Source organism: Pseudomonas sp. Irchel 3A18 (genome assembly GCF_900187465.1).
GTDB lineage: Bacteria > Pseudomonadota > Gammaproteobacteria > Pseudomonadales > Pseudomonadaceae > Aquipseudomonas > Aquipseudomonas cichorii.
Genome location: NZ_FYDI01000003.1, coordinates 547,464 through 563,749 on the forward strand (window position 1 = coordinate 547,464; position 16,286 = coordinate 563,749).

Genomic DNA, 16,286 nt, shown 5'->3' on the forward strand with positions numbered 1-16,286 from the left:
CCGTTTCCTGCGCAGGAAACGGCTGACGGGTTTCGTGCAGGATCGTTACTTCAGCGCACGCCAGGTGAACGGATAGCGGTAGTCCCGGCCGTCATTGGCCTTGATCCCCGCAATGACCGTCAACACCATCGCACCGATACAGACCAGTGCCAGCAGCGGAATCCCGATGACCACCACGAACAGCAGCATGCTGACAATGGAGGCAATCGAAACCGTGATCTGGAAGTTCAGCGCTTCCTTGCCCTGAGAATCCAGAAACGAATCAGCGTCCTTCTTGAGCTGCCAGATAATCAGCGGCCCGAGCAGATTGCCGAACGGGAAGATCAACCCGAAGAAAGCCGACAGATGACAGAACATCGCCCATTGACGCACTTCACGAGCAGGTTTGGAAAACTGGCTGTCACTCATTTGCGGCTCCTCGTTACTGCACGATTCAGTCGGCCAGTGCGGCACGCTGCAATTCAAACAACTCTGTCATGCCTTTCTGAGCCAGCGCCAGCATTGCATTCAACTCTTCTGGCTGGAATGGCGCGCCTTCGGCAGTACCCTGCACTTCGATGAAACCACCGGCGCTGGTCATGACCACATTGAGGTCAGTCTCGGCAGCGGAATCTTCCAGGTAATCCAGGTCGAGCACTGGCTCGCCTTGATACATACCAACGGAAACGGCAGCGATCATCTGCTTGAGCGGATCACCGCCCTTGAGGCCGCCGCGCTTCTTGATCACTTTCAGGGCATCGGCCAAGGCAACCATGGAGCCGGTGATGGAGGCAGTGCGCGTACCGCCATCGGCCTGGATCACGTCACAGTCGACGTAGAGGGTCACGTCGCCCAGCTTGGACATGTCCAGAGCAGCACGCAGCGAACGACCGATCAGACGCTGGATTTCCAGAGTGCGGCCGCCTTGTTTGCCGCGGCTGGCTTCGCGCTGGTTACGCTCACCGGTTGCACGCGGCAGCATGCCGTACTCGGCAGTCAGCCAACCCTGGCCCTGACCTTTCAGAAAGCGTGGTACGCCATTTTCGACGCTGACCGTGCAGATCACCTTGGTGTCACCGAACTCCACCAGCACAGAACCTTCGGCGTGCTTCGTGTAATTGCGGGTGATGCGGACCTGACGGAGCTGATCGGCAGAGCGACCACTTGGACGTTTCATCTGGAATACCTGTACTGGGACGGAAAACTGCCGAGCATTATAGAGGTCACAACCAAGGCTGGGCACATCTAAAAGTCGCAATACCGATACCGAATGGTTCAAAGGCTCTGGAACCGGGTTCTCCAGCACGAAGCGACGAAAAGGATAATGCCTTGCAATGCTTGTCACACTCGCGGATTGGGAGCCTGCGCCGCACTGCGCTACAATCCTGCGCCTTTGCAACCTGTCGGCTTTCACGACTTCCATGACTGCAGCGCGGCCGCGTTCATGGACCGAATACAAGAGGTACTTCCATGGTGCACAGCATGACGGCCTTTGCCCGCGTCGAACAGGCAGGCACTCAAGGCACATTGAGTTGGGAACTACGCTCGGTCAATCATCGCTACCTCGAGCCTCATCTGCGTCTGCCGGAATCCTTCCGGGACCTGGAGGGCGCGATTCGCGAAGCGCTGCGCCAGGGTCTGTCCCGTGGCAAGGTCGAGTGCACCCTGCGCTTCGTCGAGGAAACCGCCGGCAAACCGCTGCAGGTGGATCGCGAGCGTGCAAAACAACTGATTGCCGCCGCTGAAGCCGTCGCGGGCCTGATCAAGCAGCCCGCCGCCCTGAATCCTCTGGAAGTCCTGGCCTGGCCCGGCGTGCTCGTGGCCGATGCCACTGACCCGCAGGCCCTCAACAGCGCAGCCCTTGAGCTGTTCAACGAAGCCCTGACCGAACTGAAGAACGGTCGCGGTCGCGAAGGCGCGGATCTGGCCAGACTGCTCGATGAGCGCCTGACGTCCATCACTCAGGAAGTCGCCACCCTGCGCACGCTGGTGCCACAGATGCTGGCCACCCAGCGGCAGAAAATCACGGACCGCTTTGCCGACATGAAGGCCGAGCTGGACCCTCAGCGCCTGGAACAGGAAATGGTTCTGCTGGCGCAGAAAAGCGATGTCGCGGAAGAGCTCGATCGCCTGAGCACACACGTCACGGAAGTGCGTCGCGTGCTCAAGACCGGCGGACAGGCAGGCCGTCGCCTGGACTTCCTGATGCAGGAGCTCAACCGCGAAGCCAACACACTAGGCTCCAAGGCCTTCGACCCACGCAGTACCCAAGCCGCCGTCAACCTCAAGGTTTTGATCGAGCAGATGCGTGAACAAGTGCAGAACATTGAGTAAGGCTGAACCTGACATGACCCACAGTACCGGTACCCTGTACATCGTTTCCGCCCCGTCCGGCGCAGGCAAGACCAGCCTGGTCAAGGCACTGATCGACGACTCGGAAAAAAACTCCGGGCAACAGATCCGCGTTTCGGTGTCCCACACCACCCGCGCCATGCGCCCCGGTGAAGTCGATGGCGTGAACTACCACTTCGTCGATCGCGCCGAATTCCAGCGCATGATCGAACACGGTGACTTCCTTGAGCAGGCAGAAGTTTTCGGCAACCTCTACGGTACGTCGCAAAGCCATCTGCAGCAGACCCTGGACGAAGGCCACGACCTGATTCTGGAAATCGACTGGCAGGGCGCCCAACAGGTTCGCAAGCAGATGCCCCATGCGCGTTCGATCTTCATTCTGCCGCCAACCCAGCAGGCCTTGCGCCAGCGCCTGACCAACCGAGGCCAGGACAGCGACGAGATCATCGACGCCCGCATGCGCGAAGCGGTCAGCGAAATGAGCCATTACAAGGAATATGAGTCGATCGTGATCAACGATGACTTCGCCCATGCACTGGAAGACCTGAAAGCCATTTTCCGCGCCAACCGGCTCAGCCTGGAGCATCAGGAAGAGAAATACAGTCAGTTATTCAATGAGTTACTGGCCTGAACCGCCCTTGCGGGCAAGCTCTGACGCCTGCCCGCAACGCTCACCCTTCGGCGTGCCGCTTGAAGCTTGTGGCTAACCGCTTGTAAACTACCGAGTCCGCTCGCCCATCCGGGCACCGCGCATACGCATTTGCTACGAGGAATACCCATGGCCCGCGTGACTGTTGAAGACTGCCTGGAACACGTCGATAACCGCTTCGAGCTGGTCATGCTCGCTACCAAGCGTTCGCGTCAGCTCGCTACTGGCGGCAAGGAACCCAAGCTGGCTTGGGAAAACGACAAGCCTACCGTCGTTGCCCTGCGTGAAATCGCAGCTGGCCTGATGGATTACGCTGTCATCGCAGAAGCCGAAATCGTTGAAGATGAACCATTGTTCGCAGCGTTCGAGGACGAGTCCAGCGAGGCCGTCTAAGCCTATGCCGGGGCGATGTGGTTCGACGCAGTGTAAAAGCCACGCGCAAGGAGTAACGCCTTGCCGAGCATAGACGCACTCGCCGACCGCCTTTCGGCCTATCTTGGCAAGGACCAGGTCAATCTGGTCCGCCGAGCGTATTACTACGCCGAACAAGCCCACGACGGCCAGCGCCGTCGCAGTGGCGAAGCTTATGTAACGCACCCGCTTGCGGTCGCAAGCATTCTCGCCGACATGCACATGGACCATCAGAGCCTGATGGCTGCGATGCTGCATGACGTGATCGAAGACACCGGTATCGCCAAGGAAGCACTCAGCCTCCAGTTTGGCGAAACCGTGGCCGAACTCGTCGACGGGGTCAGCAAGCTGACCCAGATGAACTTCGAGACCAAGGCCGAAGCCCAGGCTGAAAACTTCCAGAAAATGGCCATGGCCATGGCACGCGATATTCGCGTGATCCTGGTCAAGCTCGCCGATCGTCTGCACAACATGCGCACGCTGGAAGTCCTGTCCGGTGAGAAGCGCCGCCGCATCGCCAAGGAAACCCTCGAAATCTATGCGCCCATCGCCAACCGGTTGGGCATGCACAGCGTTCGCATCGAATTCGAGGACCTGGGTTTCAAGGCCATGTACCCCATGCGTTCTTCGCGCATCCATCAGGCGGTCAAGCGCGCCCGTGGCAATCGCAAGGAACTGGTCAACAAGATCGAAGAGTCCCTGAGCCATTGCCTGGCCGTGGACGGAATCGAAGGCGAAGTCAGCGGACGGCAGAAACACCTCTATGGCATCTACAAGAAGATGCGCGGCAAGCGTCGCGCCTTCAACGAGATCATGGATGTCTACGCCTTCCGCATCATCGTCGACAAGGTAGACACCTGCTATCGCGTGCTGGGCGCTGTACACAATCTGTACAAGCCGCTGCCCGGTCGCTTCAAGGATTACATCGCGATCCCCAAGGCCAACGGCTATCAGTCGTTGCACACCACTCTGTTCGGCATGCATGGCGTGCCCATCGAAATCCAGATCCGCACCCGCGAAATGGAAGAGATGGCCAACAACGGGATTGCCGCGCACTGGCTGTACAAATCCACCGACGACGAGCAGCCAAAGGGCACCCACGCCCGCGCCCGTCAGTGGGTCAAGGGTGTACTGGAGATGCAGCAACGCGCTGGCAACTCCCTGGAATTCATCGAAAGCGTGAAGATCGACCTGTTCCCGGACGAAGTCTACGTCTTCACGCCAAAAGGCCGGATCATGGAGCTGCCCAAAGGCTCTACGGCAGTGGACTTCGCCTATGCGGTCCACACCGATGTCGGCAACAGTTGCATCGCCTGCCGGATCAACCGTCGGCTGGCGCCGCTTTCCGAACCGCTGCAAAGCGGCTCGACCGTCGAAATCGTCAGCGCACCGGGCGCACGCCCGAATCCGGCATGGCTGAACTTCGTGGTCACCGGCAAGGCCCGCACCCATATCCGCCATGCGCTGAAACTGCAACGCCGCTCCGAGTCCATCAGCCTGGGCGAACGCCTGCTGAACAAGGTGCTCAACGGCTTCGAGAGCACCCTGGACAAGATCGCTCCCGAGCGCATCCAGCTGGCGCTGAACGAATACCGCGTCGAAGTGCTGGAAGACCTGCTCGAAGACATCGGCCTGGGCAATCGCATGGCTTATGTGGTCGCCCGCCGCCTGCTGGGCGAAGGCGAACAGTTGCCAAGCCCTGAAGGCCCGCTGGCGATTCGCGGCACCGAAGGCCTGGTACTCAGTTACGCCAAGTGCTGCACACCAATCCCCGGCGACCCGATTGTCGGCCACCTGTCCGCAGGCAAGGGCATGGTCGTGCACCTGGACAACTGCCGCAATATCAGCGAAATCCGCCACAACGCGGAAAAATGCATCCAGCTGTCCTGGGCCAAGGATGTCACTGGCGAGTTCAATGTCGAGCTGCGCGTGGAGCTGGAACACCAGCGCGGCCTGATTGCCCTGCTGGCCAGCAGCGTCAACGCCGCCGACGGCAATATCGAAAAGATCAGCATGGACGAGCGCGATGGTCGCATCAGCGTTGTCCAACTGGTCGTCAGCGTTCACGACCGCGTGCATCTGGCCCGCGTGATCAAGAAACTGCGCGCCCTGGCAGGAGTGACACGCATCACCCGCATGCGCGCCTAGCCACCCCATCATCAGGAGTTCTTCATGACCAAGACTGTCATCACCAGCGACAAGGCCCCTGCAGCCATCGGCCCTTACTCCCAGGCAATCAAGGCTGGCAATACCGTCTACATGTCCGGGCAAATCCCTCTGGACCCCAAGAGCATGGAACTGGTCGAAGGCATCGAAGCCCAGATCGTTCAGGTCTTCGAGAACCTCAAGTCTGTCGCTGAAGCAGCCGGTGGCTCCTTCAAGGACATCGTCAAGCTGAACATCTTCCTGACCGACCTGGGCAACTTCGCCAAGGTCAACGAGATCATGGGCAAATACTTCGAGCAGCCTTATCCGGCCCGCGCCGCCATTGGCGTTGCCGCACTGCCACGTGGCGCCCAGGTAGAAATGGACGCGATTCTCGTCATCGAATAAATCATCCCGGCGGAGCGCCAGCCGCTCCGCTCCCTGCAAAGGAAGGACTCCGCTATGCGCTCCGCGCTCGCCATCTCACTGCTGGCCGCCCTCCTGACTGGCTGCGCCAGCCATGCCGACCGCAACCCCGACGGTACCTGGATCAACCAGAGCGCCATCGACGCTGCCGTAAAAGGCGGCAACCTGCGCGAAGCCCTGCTTGCCAACGGTCCAAACCTGGAATGGCAGGTCAACACCCAGGCCAATCAGGCCATCTATTCCAACGGTTTCGAGCTCGGCGAAGGCAAGATCTCCAGCGCAGCCGACGGCAAGCTGAACGTCAATTTCTACGGCAGCTTCTCTGAAAACCTGAGCATCAAGGGCGACCACCTTGTTCAGGCCGCCAGCGAATCCGGCCCGGAACAACATTTCGAGAAGCCGAAAAACCCGGCTCCGGAAGGCGCGCCATCAGGTAGCAGCTTTGAAAGAGCTCTGTATGGTGCCTACATGGGCGGCAAATGGACCATCGTCAGCGGCGACGGTCAGGGCAGCGTCGTGCAGTTCATGCCGGACGGCAGCGTGCAGGGCCTTCCGGAAAACGATCGTTACGCCCTGTGCCTGGCGGGCGATTGTGCAGCCATGAGCGGCGAATACGACAGCATGTGGCTGGAAAAGAACGAGCAGGGCAGCCCGTGGATATTTGCCCGCAAAGGCAAGCAACTGGAAATCTTCCAGGCCCTCAACGCGGCTGGCGCAGGCGAGATGCCTCAACTGCGTCCAGGCGAGCGTCGCTGGCTGCTTGAGCAGCAGTGATGCATCCGTGAAGACAGGCCCGACCATCAGGATGGCCGGGCCTGCTTCTCACTACCCCAGCAACGCTGCATACCCCGCACGATAATCCGCATACTCCGGCGCCCAACCCAGCGCCCGCGCCCTGGCATTACTGCATCGCTTGCTGCCTACCCGCTGCACACTCACATCTTCGGACCATTCGGTCACGCCCAGGTATTCGCGGATCCAGGCCACCACATCGCCAAGCGCCGCCGGGTCGTCATCGACACCCAGGTAGCAATCCTCCAGCGCCACACCTTTTGCATCGGCTTCAAGCAGAAAAGCCAGCAACCCCGCCGCATCGTCCGCATGAATACGGTTGGCATAGACCGGCGGATCGACACGCACGCTATGGCCCTGACGCACGCGATTGGAGAGGTCGTTGCGACCAGGTCCGTAAATCCCCGTCAGGCGCACCACCGTAGCGGGCCAACCGCTGCCGAGGGCAACCTGTTCGGCTTCCAGCATCACCGTGCCGGTATAGCCTGACGGCTCGGTTGCGGAGGTTTCATCGACCCACTCACCCTGTTGCTGCCCGTAGACACCGCTGCTGGAGACAAAGAACACCCGCCTGGGTTGCTGGCCGTGCTGCTTCATCCAGCTCAAGACATGGGAAAGACCTTCGACGTAGGCACGTCGATAACCGTATTCGTCCCTTTGCGTGGGTGTGGCGCAATACACCAGATAATCGATGGACTCTGTCGGCCAGTCCTGTGGCTCCAGCCAGTCGAACAAGTCGCCTTTCACCGGAATCACGCCTTCGGGCAACTGTGACGTATCACGTCGCAAGCCATGGATCCGCCACTGGAGAGGCAGCAACCGGGTGGCAAGACGACAACCTATATCGCCACAACCAGCGATCAGAAGAGAAGGAGCGGACACCTTGTACCTCCACATAACGACGGATGAATCCGAAAAATAATCAGGAATAAGAGCGCCTGATGTTATTTATTGAAAAAAAGATACATTATTACTTCTGCTAACAAGAACGATTTGCAATAATACCCGTCCATTTGTCCACGCACTTTCGTCGAGCCGCTAGAACGACGTCCCGGGACAATCATTATTTCCATTTCAGGTCAGGCCAGCATGACACGTATTCAATCACCCGCTTCGCCAACCAAGCTACCTCGCCTGCCACGTGCATGGCGTGGTGTGGCTGCCCTTGTGTTGAGCCTGATGCTCGCACCTGTCGCTCTCGCTGACCAGTCGGCCCCGGCCACTCCGGCACCACAAGCGGCTGCCGCAGCTCCAGCCACCGCACCTGCTGCCCAGCCTGAAGCCGTTGCGCCTGCCGATACTCTGGAACCTGTCGCCGAAGAAGCCGGCCTGGGCATGGCTCACGACCTGTCGCCATGGGGCATGTACCAGAACGCCGATATCGTCGTAAAAGCCGTGATGATCGGCCTGGTCATCGCTTCGATCATCACTTGGACCATCTGGATCGCCAAAGGCTTCGAACTGCTGGGCGCCAAGCGTCGTCTGCGGGTTGAAATCGCCGGCCTGAAAAAGGCCCGTTCCCTGAGCGACGCCAGCCAGAGCGCCAACAAGGAGGGCACGCTGGCTCACTTGCTGGTCCATGACGCCCTGGAAGAAATGCGTCTTTCAGCCAACAGCCGCGAGCGCGAAGGTATCAAGGAACGTGTCAGCTTCCGTCTGGAACGTCTGGTCGCTGCCTGTGGCCGCAACATGAGCAACGGCACCGGCATGCTCGCCACCATCGGTTCGACCGCACCCTTCGTCGGTCTGTTCGGCACCGTGTGGGGCATCATGAACAGCTTTATCGGCATCGCCAAGACCCAGACCACCAACCTGGCCGTGGTTGCACCCGGCATCGCAGAAGCCCTGCTGGCAACTGCACTGGGTCTGGTTGCAGCCATTCCTGCGGTGGTGATCTACAACGTCTTCGCCCGCTCCATCGCTGGCTACAAGGCTCAGGTTTCCGACGCATCCGCTCAGGTTCTGCTGCTGGTCAGCCGCGACCTGGACCACCTGCCGGAAGCCGACCGCAACCAACAGCAACCGCACATGGTAAAGGTGGGCTAAGACGTGGGCCTGCATCTTAACGAAGGCGGCGACGATCTCGCCGAGAACCATGAAATCAACGTGACGCCGTTCATCGACGTCATGCTGGTACTGCTGATCATCTTCATGGTCGCGGCACCTCTGGCGACCGTGGACATCAAGGTCGATCTGCCAGCGTCCACCGCAACACCGCAACCTCGGCCCGAAAAGCCGATCTTCCTCAGCGTCAAGACTGACAAGAGCCTGTACCTGGGCGAAGAGAAAGTCGCTCGCGAGCAGATTGGCCAGGTACTGGATGCCAGGACCAAGGGCAAGAAAGACACCACCATCTTCTTCCAGGCCGACAAGGGCGTGGATTACGGCGATCTGATGGAAGTCATGAACACCCTGCGCGGTGCCGGCTACCTGAAAGTCGGTTTGGTTGGCCTTGAGACGGTTGGTAAAAAATGATCAGTACGCGCCAAACACTGACGCGCTATAGCGGTAGTCTGTTGTTGGTGCTGGCTGTGCATGCCATCGCGGTGATCGTCGCACTCCGCTGGCCGGCATCGCAGGCCATCGAGCTGCCGCCGGCCGCCATGATGGTCGAACTGGCACCTTTGCCCGAACTCGCACCGCCACCACCGCCGCAGGTCGTTCAGCCGCCGCAACCGCCAGCACCGGAAGAAGAAGTCCCGTTGCCGGATCTGGTCGAGGCGCCAAAGCCGGAAATCGCAGTTCCCAAGAAAGTGGAAAAGCCCAAGCCAAAACCGCAGCCGCCAAAGCCGCAGAAGAAGCCTGAGCCTCCACAGGAGAAACCTGCTGCCGAAAAACCGGTGGACACCCCGCCGACAACGGCTCCGCCCGAGAAATCGGCTGCACCACAGGCACCGCCCAGCCCGCCGTCTCCACCCAGCACGGCACTGCCAAGCTGGCAGAGCGACCTGCTACGGCACCTGAGCAAGTACAAGAAGTATCCCGAAGATGCCCGCCGTCGCGGCATGCAAGGGGTAGCCCGTCTGCGCTTCGTGGTCGATGCGGAAGGTAATGTCCTGTCCTACTCGATTGCCAGCACTTCAGGCAGTCCGGCGCTGGACCGAGCCACCATGGAGATGATCCGTCGTGCTCAACCCTTGCCAAAACCGCCAGCGGAAACCCTGAACAACGGCACGATCGAGATCCTGGCACCTTTCGTTTATTCCCTGGATAAACGCTGAATAACACTTTTGTTACTCATGAGTGCTTCTGATAACGTGCGTCTATCGATTGCACCCGCTATGCTGGGGCCGCAACTTCATGGACGCACGTTATGACCCTTACAGAATTGCGCTATATCGTCACGCTTGCTCAAGAGCAGCATTTCGGCCACGCCGCCGAACGCTGCCACGTCAGCCAGCCCACACTCTCGGTGGGCGTTAAAAAGCTCGAAGATGAACTGGGTGTGCTGATTTTCGAGCGCAGCAAGAGTGCTGTACGTCTGACGCCTGTCGGTGAAGGCATCGTTGCCCAGGCCCAAAAGGTGCTGGAGCAGGCACAAGGCATCCGCGAGCTGGCCCAGGCGGGCAAGAACCAACTGACGGCGCCGCTGAAAGTCGGCGCTATCTACACCGTCGGCCCGTATCTGTTTCCGCATCTGATTCCACAACTGCACCGGGTCGCCCCGCAGATGCCGTTGTACATCGAAGAAAACTTCACTCACGTCCTGCGCGACAAGCTGCGCAACGGTGAGCTGGACGCGGTCATCATCGCCTTGCCTTTCAACGAAGCCGATGTGCTGACCCTGCCACTCTACGACGAGCCCTTCTCGGTTCTGATGCCGGCCAACCATCCATGGACCCAGAAAACGTCCATCGATGCCTCGGCACTCAACGACAAGAGCCTGTTGCTGCTGGGCGAAGGTCACTGCTTCCGGGATCAGGTCCTGGAAGCCTGCCCGACGCTGACCAAAGGCGGCGAAGGCGCCCGGCATACGACCGTGGAATCCAGCTCGCTGGAAACCATTCGCCATATGGTCGCCTCAGGACTGGGTATCTCGATCCTGCCGCTGTCGGCAGTGGACAGCCACCATTACGCTCCTGGCGTCATCGAAGTTCGCCCGCTGACGGCCCCCGTACCTTTCCGTACGGTCGCCATCGCATGGCGCGCCAGTTTCCCAAGGCCCAAGGCAATCGAGATTCTTGCTGACTCCGTACGCCTGTGTTCAGTGGCTCGTCCAAAAACAGAAGCAAGCTAGGCAGAGAAAATGAGCGAGCTTTCCAAAGTCTCGGTCACGGCGCTCAAGGGCGTCGGCGAGGCCATGGCTGAAAAGCTGGCAAAGGTGGGCCTGGAAAACCTGCAGGATGTGCTGTTTCACCTGCCGCTGCGTTATCAGGACCGGACTCGCATCGTCCCTATCCGCGCGTTGCGTCCTGGCCAGGATGCGGTGATCGAAGGCGTGGTCAGCGGCGCCGATGTGGTCATGGGCAAGCGCCGCAGCCTGCTGGTGCGACTGGGTGACGGCACAGGCGTTGTCAGCCTGCGCTTTTACCACTTCAGCAACGCCCAGAAGGAAAGCATGAAGCGCGGGACTCATCTGCGCTGCTTTGGCGAAGCCAGACCCGGCGCTTCGGGCCTGGAAATCTACCACCCCGAATACCGGGCGCTGACCGGCGACGAACCCGCGCCTGTCGAGCAGACCCTCACACCGATCTATCCAACCACCGAAGGCCTGACCCAGCAACGCCTGCGTCAGCTCTGCCAGCAAAGCCTGGCGATGCTCGGCCCCAAAAGTCTGCCGGACTGGCTGCCCGAAGAGCTGGCACGTGACTACCAGTTGGCTCCGCTGGACGATGCGATTCGCTATCTGCATCATCCGCCCGCCGATGCCGACATCGAAGAACTCGCCCTGGGCCATCACTGGGCGCAACACCGTCTGGCGTTTGAAGAATTGCTGACCCATCAGCTTTCCCAGCAACGGCTGCGTGAAAGCCTGCGTGCGCAGCATGCACCGGCCTTGCCTCTGGCGAAGAAACTGCCCAGGCAGTTCCTGGCCAACCTGGGCTTTCCACCCACCGGCGCACAGCAGCGGGTCGGCAAGGAAGTGGCTTACGACCTCAGCCAGCCAGAGCCCATGCTGCGCCTGATTCAGGGCGATGTGGGCGCGGGCAAGACCGTCGTCGCTGCACTGGCAGCACTCCAGGCACTGGAAGCCGGTTATCAGGTTGCCTTGATGGCGCCGACCGAGATCCTCGCCGAACAGCACTACATCAACTTCCAGCGCTGGCTTGAACCGCTGGGCGTGGGCGTAGCCTGGCTGGCGGGCAAGCTCAAGGGCAAGGCCCGCGCCACGTCACTGGAACAGATCGCCAGCGGCACGCCCATGGTGGTGGGTACTCATGCACTGTTCCAGGATGAAGTGCAGTTCAAGAATCTGGCGCTGGTCATCATCGACGAACAGCACCGCTTCGGCGTCCAGCAACGTCTGGCTCTGCGCAAGAAAGGCGTGGGCGGCATGATGTGTCCGCATCAGTTGATCATGACCGCGACCCCCATTCCGCGAACCCTGGCCATGAGCGCCTACGCCGACCTGGATACCTCGATCCTCGATGAACTGCCGCCTGGGCGAACACCGGTCAATACCGTGCTGGTAGCCGACAGCCGTCGCATCGAAGTCATCGAGCGAGTGCGCGCTGCCTGTGCAGAAGGTCGCCAGGCCTATTGGGTCTGCACACTGATCGAAGAATCCGAAGAACTGACCTGCAAGGCCGCCGAGACTTCGTTCGAAGAACTGAGCAGTGCGCTGGGCGAGTTGCGGGTCGGGCTGATTCACGGGCGCATGAAGCCTGCGGAAAAGGCCGCGATCATGGCCGAGTTCAAACAGGGTGCACTGCAATTGCTGGTAGCGACCACAGTCATCGAAGTCGGCGTCGATGTGCCCAACGCCAGCCTGATGATCATCGAAAACCCCGAGCGCCTCGGGCTTGCCCAGTTGCACCAGTTGCGCGGGCGTGTCGGACGCGGCAGTGCCGTCAGCCATTGCGTGCTGCTCTACCATCCGCCGCTTTCACAAGTCGGCCGTCAACGCCTGGGCATCATGCGTGAAACCAATGACGGGTTCGTCATCGCCGAAAAGGATCTGGAACTGCGTGGTCCGGGTGAAATGCTAGGAACCCGACAAACGGGCCTCCTGCAGTTCAAGGTGGCTGATCTGATGCGTGATGCCGATTTGCTACCTGCCGTGCGAGATGCGGCCCACGCGCTTTTGGAGCGCTGGCCACAGCATGTCAGCCCCTTGCTTGAGCGCTGGTTGAGACACGGTCAACAATACGGTCAGGTGTGACGCAGGCAACGCTTTGGGAAGCGCATGCGGCCCAAAACAAATAAGCTGGTTATACTGCCGACATTGTAGGAAAACGGACAAAGACCATGACAGAAGTTGCCCACGTCGATGACTCTCACCAAGCCCCGTCGGTAATCCGGCAACTGCTTGAAAAACTGGCCATCTCCTATAACGAAGTCGTGGATGACACGAGCCTGCCGGCATCGCGTAAAGTCCAGGCCGTGCTGGTCGAAGACGCTGTTGGCGCGCTGCTGATCCTGTTCCCGCAGAGCCAGTTGCTGGACCTCAACCGGATCACCGAGTTGACCGGTCGCCAGTTGGCAGCCGTTCCCCATGATCGCCTCCTGCGCATGCTCGCCAAGCACAACCTGCATGCCCTGCCGGGCTTGCCAGCCCTGACCAGTTCTCCTTGCCTGTATGACGATCGTCTGCTGCAGGAACCTGCGTTACTGATTGGCTCCGGAGAGCCGGGCGTTCTGCTGGAAATCAACAGCGAAGACTTCAGGGGCATGCTGAGCAAGGCCAGTGCAGCGCATTTTGGCGAACTGCTGAGCGGTATTCATCCAAACCTCGATCGTCCCGATGACGACCGCGAAGAAATCACCCAGGCCATGCATGCCTTCACGGCACGGCGCATCCAGCAACGCCTGGAAGCGACGCTGGAAATTCCACCGCTGGCCGGTACTGCGCAGAAGATCATCAAGCTGCGTGTCGACCCTGACGCAACCATCGATGACATTACCGGCGTGGTTGAAACCGACCCTGCGCTGGCCGCTCAGGTCGTGAGTTGGGCCGCTTCGCCCTACTACGCCTCGACAGGCAAGATTCGCTCGGTCGAAGACGCCATCGTCCGCGTGCTGGGTTTCGATCTGGTCATCAACCTGGCGCTGGGTCTGGCACTTGGCAAGACCCTGAGCCTGCCCAAGGACCATCCACAGCAGACAACGCCTTACTGGCAACAGTCGATCTACACCGCTGCGGTCATTGAGGGCCTGACCCGTGCCATTCCGCGCGCCAAGCGCCCGGAAGGCGGCCTGACCTATCTGGCCGGCCTGCTGCACAACTTCGGCTACCTGCTGCTGGCACACGTGTTCCCGCCGCATTTCTCGCTGATCTGCCGTCAACTGGAGGTCAACCCGCATCTGCATCACAGCTATGTCGAGCATCACTTGCTGGGCATCAGCCGCGAACAGATCGGTGCCTGGCTGATGCGTTACTGGGACATGCCGGACGAACTGTCCACTGCGCTGCGCTTCCAGCATGATCCGTACTACGCGGGCAAGCATTGCGAATACGCCAACCTGATCTTTCTGGCGGTCCGCCTGCTGAGCGCCAACGGCGTCGGTTCGGGCCCTCAGCAGGAAATCCCGGACGAGTTGTTCGAGCGCCTGGGCCTGAGTCGTGAAAAAGCCAACGAATCTGTCAGAAAGGTTCTGGAAGCCGAAGTCATGCTGCGTGAACTGGCGTCTCAGTTCTCCCAGTAATCGGCTTTTTCGCGAATGAATTCGCTCCCACATCCCGTCTGTGAGAACGAATTTATTCGCGAATCCCTTTCACCATTGAAAGGTAAGTGAAAGCTTCTGCAATTAGGATCACCTCACCACCGGCAAAAGACCGGCTAGCCAGCAAGCGTGTTCAACACACCCTGCGGCCCAATTAACAACAATAAATGGTGATTGCGATGCTTGTTCCTACCCCGATTCATACCCTTCTTGCGTCTCCCCTCCACGTATTGCCTCTGCTGAGCTGACTCGTTCGTTTCACCGTTCTGTAGCCGTATTACGTCTGGAGTATTCCTATGTTGACTTTCCTTGGCTTCGCCATGGTTATTGCGTTCATGTACCTGATCATGAGCAAACGCATGACCGCGCTTATTGCCCTGATTATCGTACCGATCATTTTTGCCCTGTTCGGCGGCTTCGGCCCGCAGATTGGCCCGATGATGCTGGCTGGCATCACCAAGCTGGCGCCAACCGGCGTCATGCTGATGTTCGCAATTCTCTACTTCGCTCTGATGATCGACTCGGGCCTGTTCGACCCGGCCGTGCGCAAGATCCTGAAAATGGTGAAAGGCGACCCGATGCGCATTTCGGTCGGCACTGCCGTGCTGGCGCTGGTGGTTTCCCTGGACGGTGACGGCGCGACCACTTACATGATCTGCGTCGCAGCCATGCTGCCGCTCTACAGCCGTGTCGGCATGAGCCCGCGCATCATGGCTGGCCTGATCATTCTGGCTGGCGGCGTGATGAACATGACACCATGGGGCGGCCCGACCGCTCGCGCAGCCAGCGCCCTGCATGTGGATGCCTCGGATATTTTCGTACCGATGATCCCTGCCATGCTGGCCGGTGTGGTCGCGATCCTGGTCATTGCCTACTTCTACGGCAAACGTGAACGTGCCCGTCTGGGTGAACTGCATCTGCAAGGCGATGAAATCGACCACAGCGAAATCAGTGTTTCGCAGTTCCCGGATGCCCGTCGTCCGAAGATGATCTGGTTCAACGGTGCCCTGACGCTGGCGCTGATGGTCGCCCTGATGATGAGCCTGCTGCCTCTGCCCGTGCTGTTCATGATCGCGTTCAGTATCGCGATGATCATCAACTACCCGAAACTTCAGGACCAGAAAGACCGTGTTGCGGCACACGCCGGTAGCGTTCTGTCGGTAGTCGGCCTGATCTTCGCCGCCGGTATCTTCACCGGCATCCTGACCGGCACCGGCATGGTCGACGCCATGTCGAAAAGCCTGCTGGCTGTGATCCCGGAAGCGATGGGGCCTTACCTGGCGGTCATCACTGCACTGGCGAGCATGCCGTTCACCTTCTTCATGTCCAACGATGCGTTCTACTTCGGCGTATTGCCGGTACTCGCGGAAGCGGCTGCCCATTACGGCATCACGCCGGTGGAAATGGCTCGCGCCTCGATCGTCGGCCAGCCGGTTCACCTGCTCAGCCCGCTGGTTCCATCGACCTATCTGCTGGTAGCACTGGCCGGTATCGACTTCGGTGATCACCAGCGCTTCACCCTGAAATGGGCGATCCTGGTCTGTATCTGCATCCTGATCGCTGCACTGCTGATGGGTATCTTCCCGCTGGTCAGCAGCGTTTAATCAAGCCGTTCTCCCCGCCGCCAACCTGACCGTTGGCGGCGGGCACCAGTCAGAAAAGACATATTCCTTGTCGCTGTCCTGATAGCGACGTCAATACACTGATT

General features: G+C 59.8%; 16 protein-coding genes. 13 read left to right on the forward strand and 3 right to left on the reverse strand.

Annotated elements, in window-relative coordinates; translation table 11 throughout:
* Window positions 1–45: 45 nt before the first annotated feature.
* The gene (locus tag CKW23_RS08195; RefSeq protein WP_025257883.1) at window positions 46–408 is read right to left on the reverse strand and encodes a DUF4870 domain-containing protein; all 363 of its coding nucleotides are present in this window, start codon (window positions 406–408) and stop codon (window positions 46–48) included.
* A gap of 25 nt (window positions 409–433) precedes the next feature.
* Entirely contained in the window at window positions 434–1,156 is a 723-nt protein-coding gene (gene rph, locus CKW23_RS08200; RefSeq protein WP_025257882.1) for a ribonuclease PH, read from the reverse strand.
* 293 nt (window positions 1,157–1,449) lie between these two features.
* On the opposite strand from rph, the gene CKW23_RS08205 reads away from it, so the two are divergent.
* From CKW23_RS08205 to CKW23_RS08230, 6 genes are all read left to right on the forward strand, one after another.
* Complete coding sequence (locus CKW23_RS08205) at window positions 1,450–2,313, forward strand: YicC/YloC family endoribonuclease (protein ID WP_025257881.1); 864 nt, start codon at window positions 1,450–1,452, stop codon at window positions 2,311–2,313.
* A gap of 13 nt (window positions 2,314–2,326) precedes the next feature.
* Window positions 2,327–2,962: a guanylate kinase gene (gene gmk, locus CKW23_RS08210; RefSeq protein WP_025257880.1), complete on the forward strand. Its 636-nt coding sequence runs from the start codon at window positions 2,327–2,329 to the stop codon at window positions 2,960–2,962.
* Between the two features lie 147 nt (window positions 2,963–3,109).
* Complete coding sequence (gene rpoZ, locus CKW23_RS08215; RefSeq protein ID WP_025257879.1) at window positions 3,110–3,373, forward strand: DNA-directed RNA polymerase subunit omega; 264 nt, start codon at window positions 3,110–3,112, stop codon at window positions 3,371–3,373.
* A gap of 60 nt (window positions 3,374–3,433) precedes the next feature.
* Window positions 3,434–5,539: a bifunctional GTP diphosphokinase/guanosine-3',5'-bis pyrophosphate 3'-pyrophosphohydrolase gene (spoT, locus tag CKW23_RS08220; RefSeq protein ID WP_025257878.1), complete on the forward strand. Its 2,106-nt coding sequence runs from the start codon at window positions 3,434–3,436 to the stop codon at window positions 5,537–5,539.
* Between the two features lie 24 nt (window positions 5,540–5,563).
* Window positions 5,564–5,944 (forward strand): RidA family protein, encoded by a 381-nt coding sequence (locus tag CKW23_RS08225; RefSeq protein WP_025257877.1) that lies wholly within the window; start codon window positions 5,564–5,566, stop codon window positions 5,942–5,944.
* Window positions 5,945–5,998: 54 nt separating this feature from the next.
* Window positions 5,999–6,736 (forward strand): hypothetical protein, encoded by a 738-nt coding sequence (locus tag CKW23_RS08230; RefSeq protein WP_025257876.1) that lies wholly within the window; start codon window positions 5,999–6,001, stop codon window positions 6,734–6,736.
* A gap of 51 nt (window positions 6,737–6,787) precedes the next feature.
* On the opposite strand, the gene CKW23_RS08235 is transcribed toward CKW23_RS08230, so the two are convergent.
* A complete protein-coding gene (locus CKW23_RS08235; RefSeq protein ID WP_025257875.1) occupies window positions 6,788–7,636 on the reverse strand; it encodes an SDR family oxidoreductase in 849 nt (282 codons plus the stop codon).
* A 207-nt stretch (window positions 7,637–7,843) separates the two neighbouring features.
* Between CKW23_RS08235 and exbB the strand changes: the two genes are divergently transcribed.
* From exbB to CKW23_RS08270, 7 genes are all read left to right on the forward strand, one after another.
* Complete coding sequence (gene exbB / locus CKW23_RS08240; protein ID WP_025257874.1) at window positions 7,844–8,800, forward strand: tonB-system energizer ExbB; 957 nt, start codon at window positions 7,844–7,846, stop codon at window positions 8,798–8,800.
* Window positions 8,801–8,803: 3 nt separating this feature from the next.
* On the forward strand, window positions 8,804–9,229 hold the full coding sequence (gene exbD, locus CKW23_RS08245; protein WP_003377967.1) for a TonB system transport protein ExbD: 426 nt from the start codon (window positions 8,804–8,806) through the stop codon (window positions 9,227–9,229).
* Window positions 9,226–9,975: an energy transducer TonB gene (locus CKW23_RS08250; protein ID WP_025257873.1), complete on the forward strand. Its 750-nt coding sequence runs from the start codon at window positions 9,226–9,228 to the stop codon at window positions 9,973–9,975. The genes exbD and CKW23_RS08250 overlap by 4 nt, the downstream gene beginning before the upstream one ends.
* A 92-nt stretch (window positions 9,976–10,067) precedes the next feature.
* Window positions 10,068–10,991, forward strand: coding sequence for a hydrogen peroxide-inducible genes activator (locus CKW23_RS08255; protein ID WP_025257872.1), 924 nt, complete (start codon window positions 10,068–10,070; stop codon window positions 10,989–10,991).
* 9 nt (window positions 10,992–11,000) lie between these two features.
* Window positions 11,001–13,076, forward strand: coding sequence for an ATP-dependent DNA helicase RecG (gene recG / locus CKW23_RS08260; protein WP_095067376.1), 2,076 nt, complete (start codon window positions 11,001–11,003; stop codon window positions 13,074–13,076).
* A gap of 86 nt (window positions 13,077–13,162) precedes the next feature.
* Window positions 13,163–14,560: an aminoacyl-tRNA deacylase and HDOD domain-containing protein gene (locus CKW23_RS08265; protein WP_095067377.1), complete on the forward strand. Its 1,398-nt coding sequence runs from the start codon at window positions 13,163–13,165 to the stop codon at window positions 14,558–14,560.
* A 314-nt stretch (window positions 14,561–14,874) separates the two neighbouring features.
* Complete coding sequence (locus CKW23_RS08270; protein WP_025257869.1) at window positions 14,875–16,182, forward strand: CitMHS family transporter; 1,308 nt, start codon at window positions 14,875–14,877, stop codon at window positions 16,180–16,182.
* Window positions 16,183–16,286: the final 104 nt, after the last annotated feature.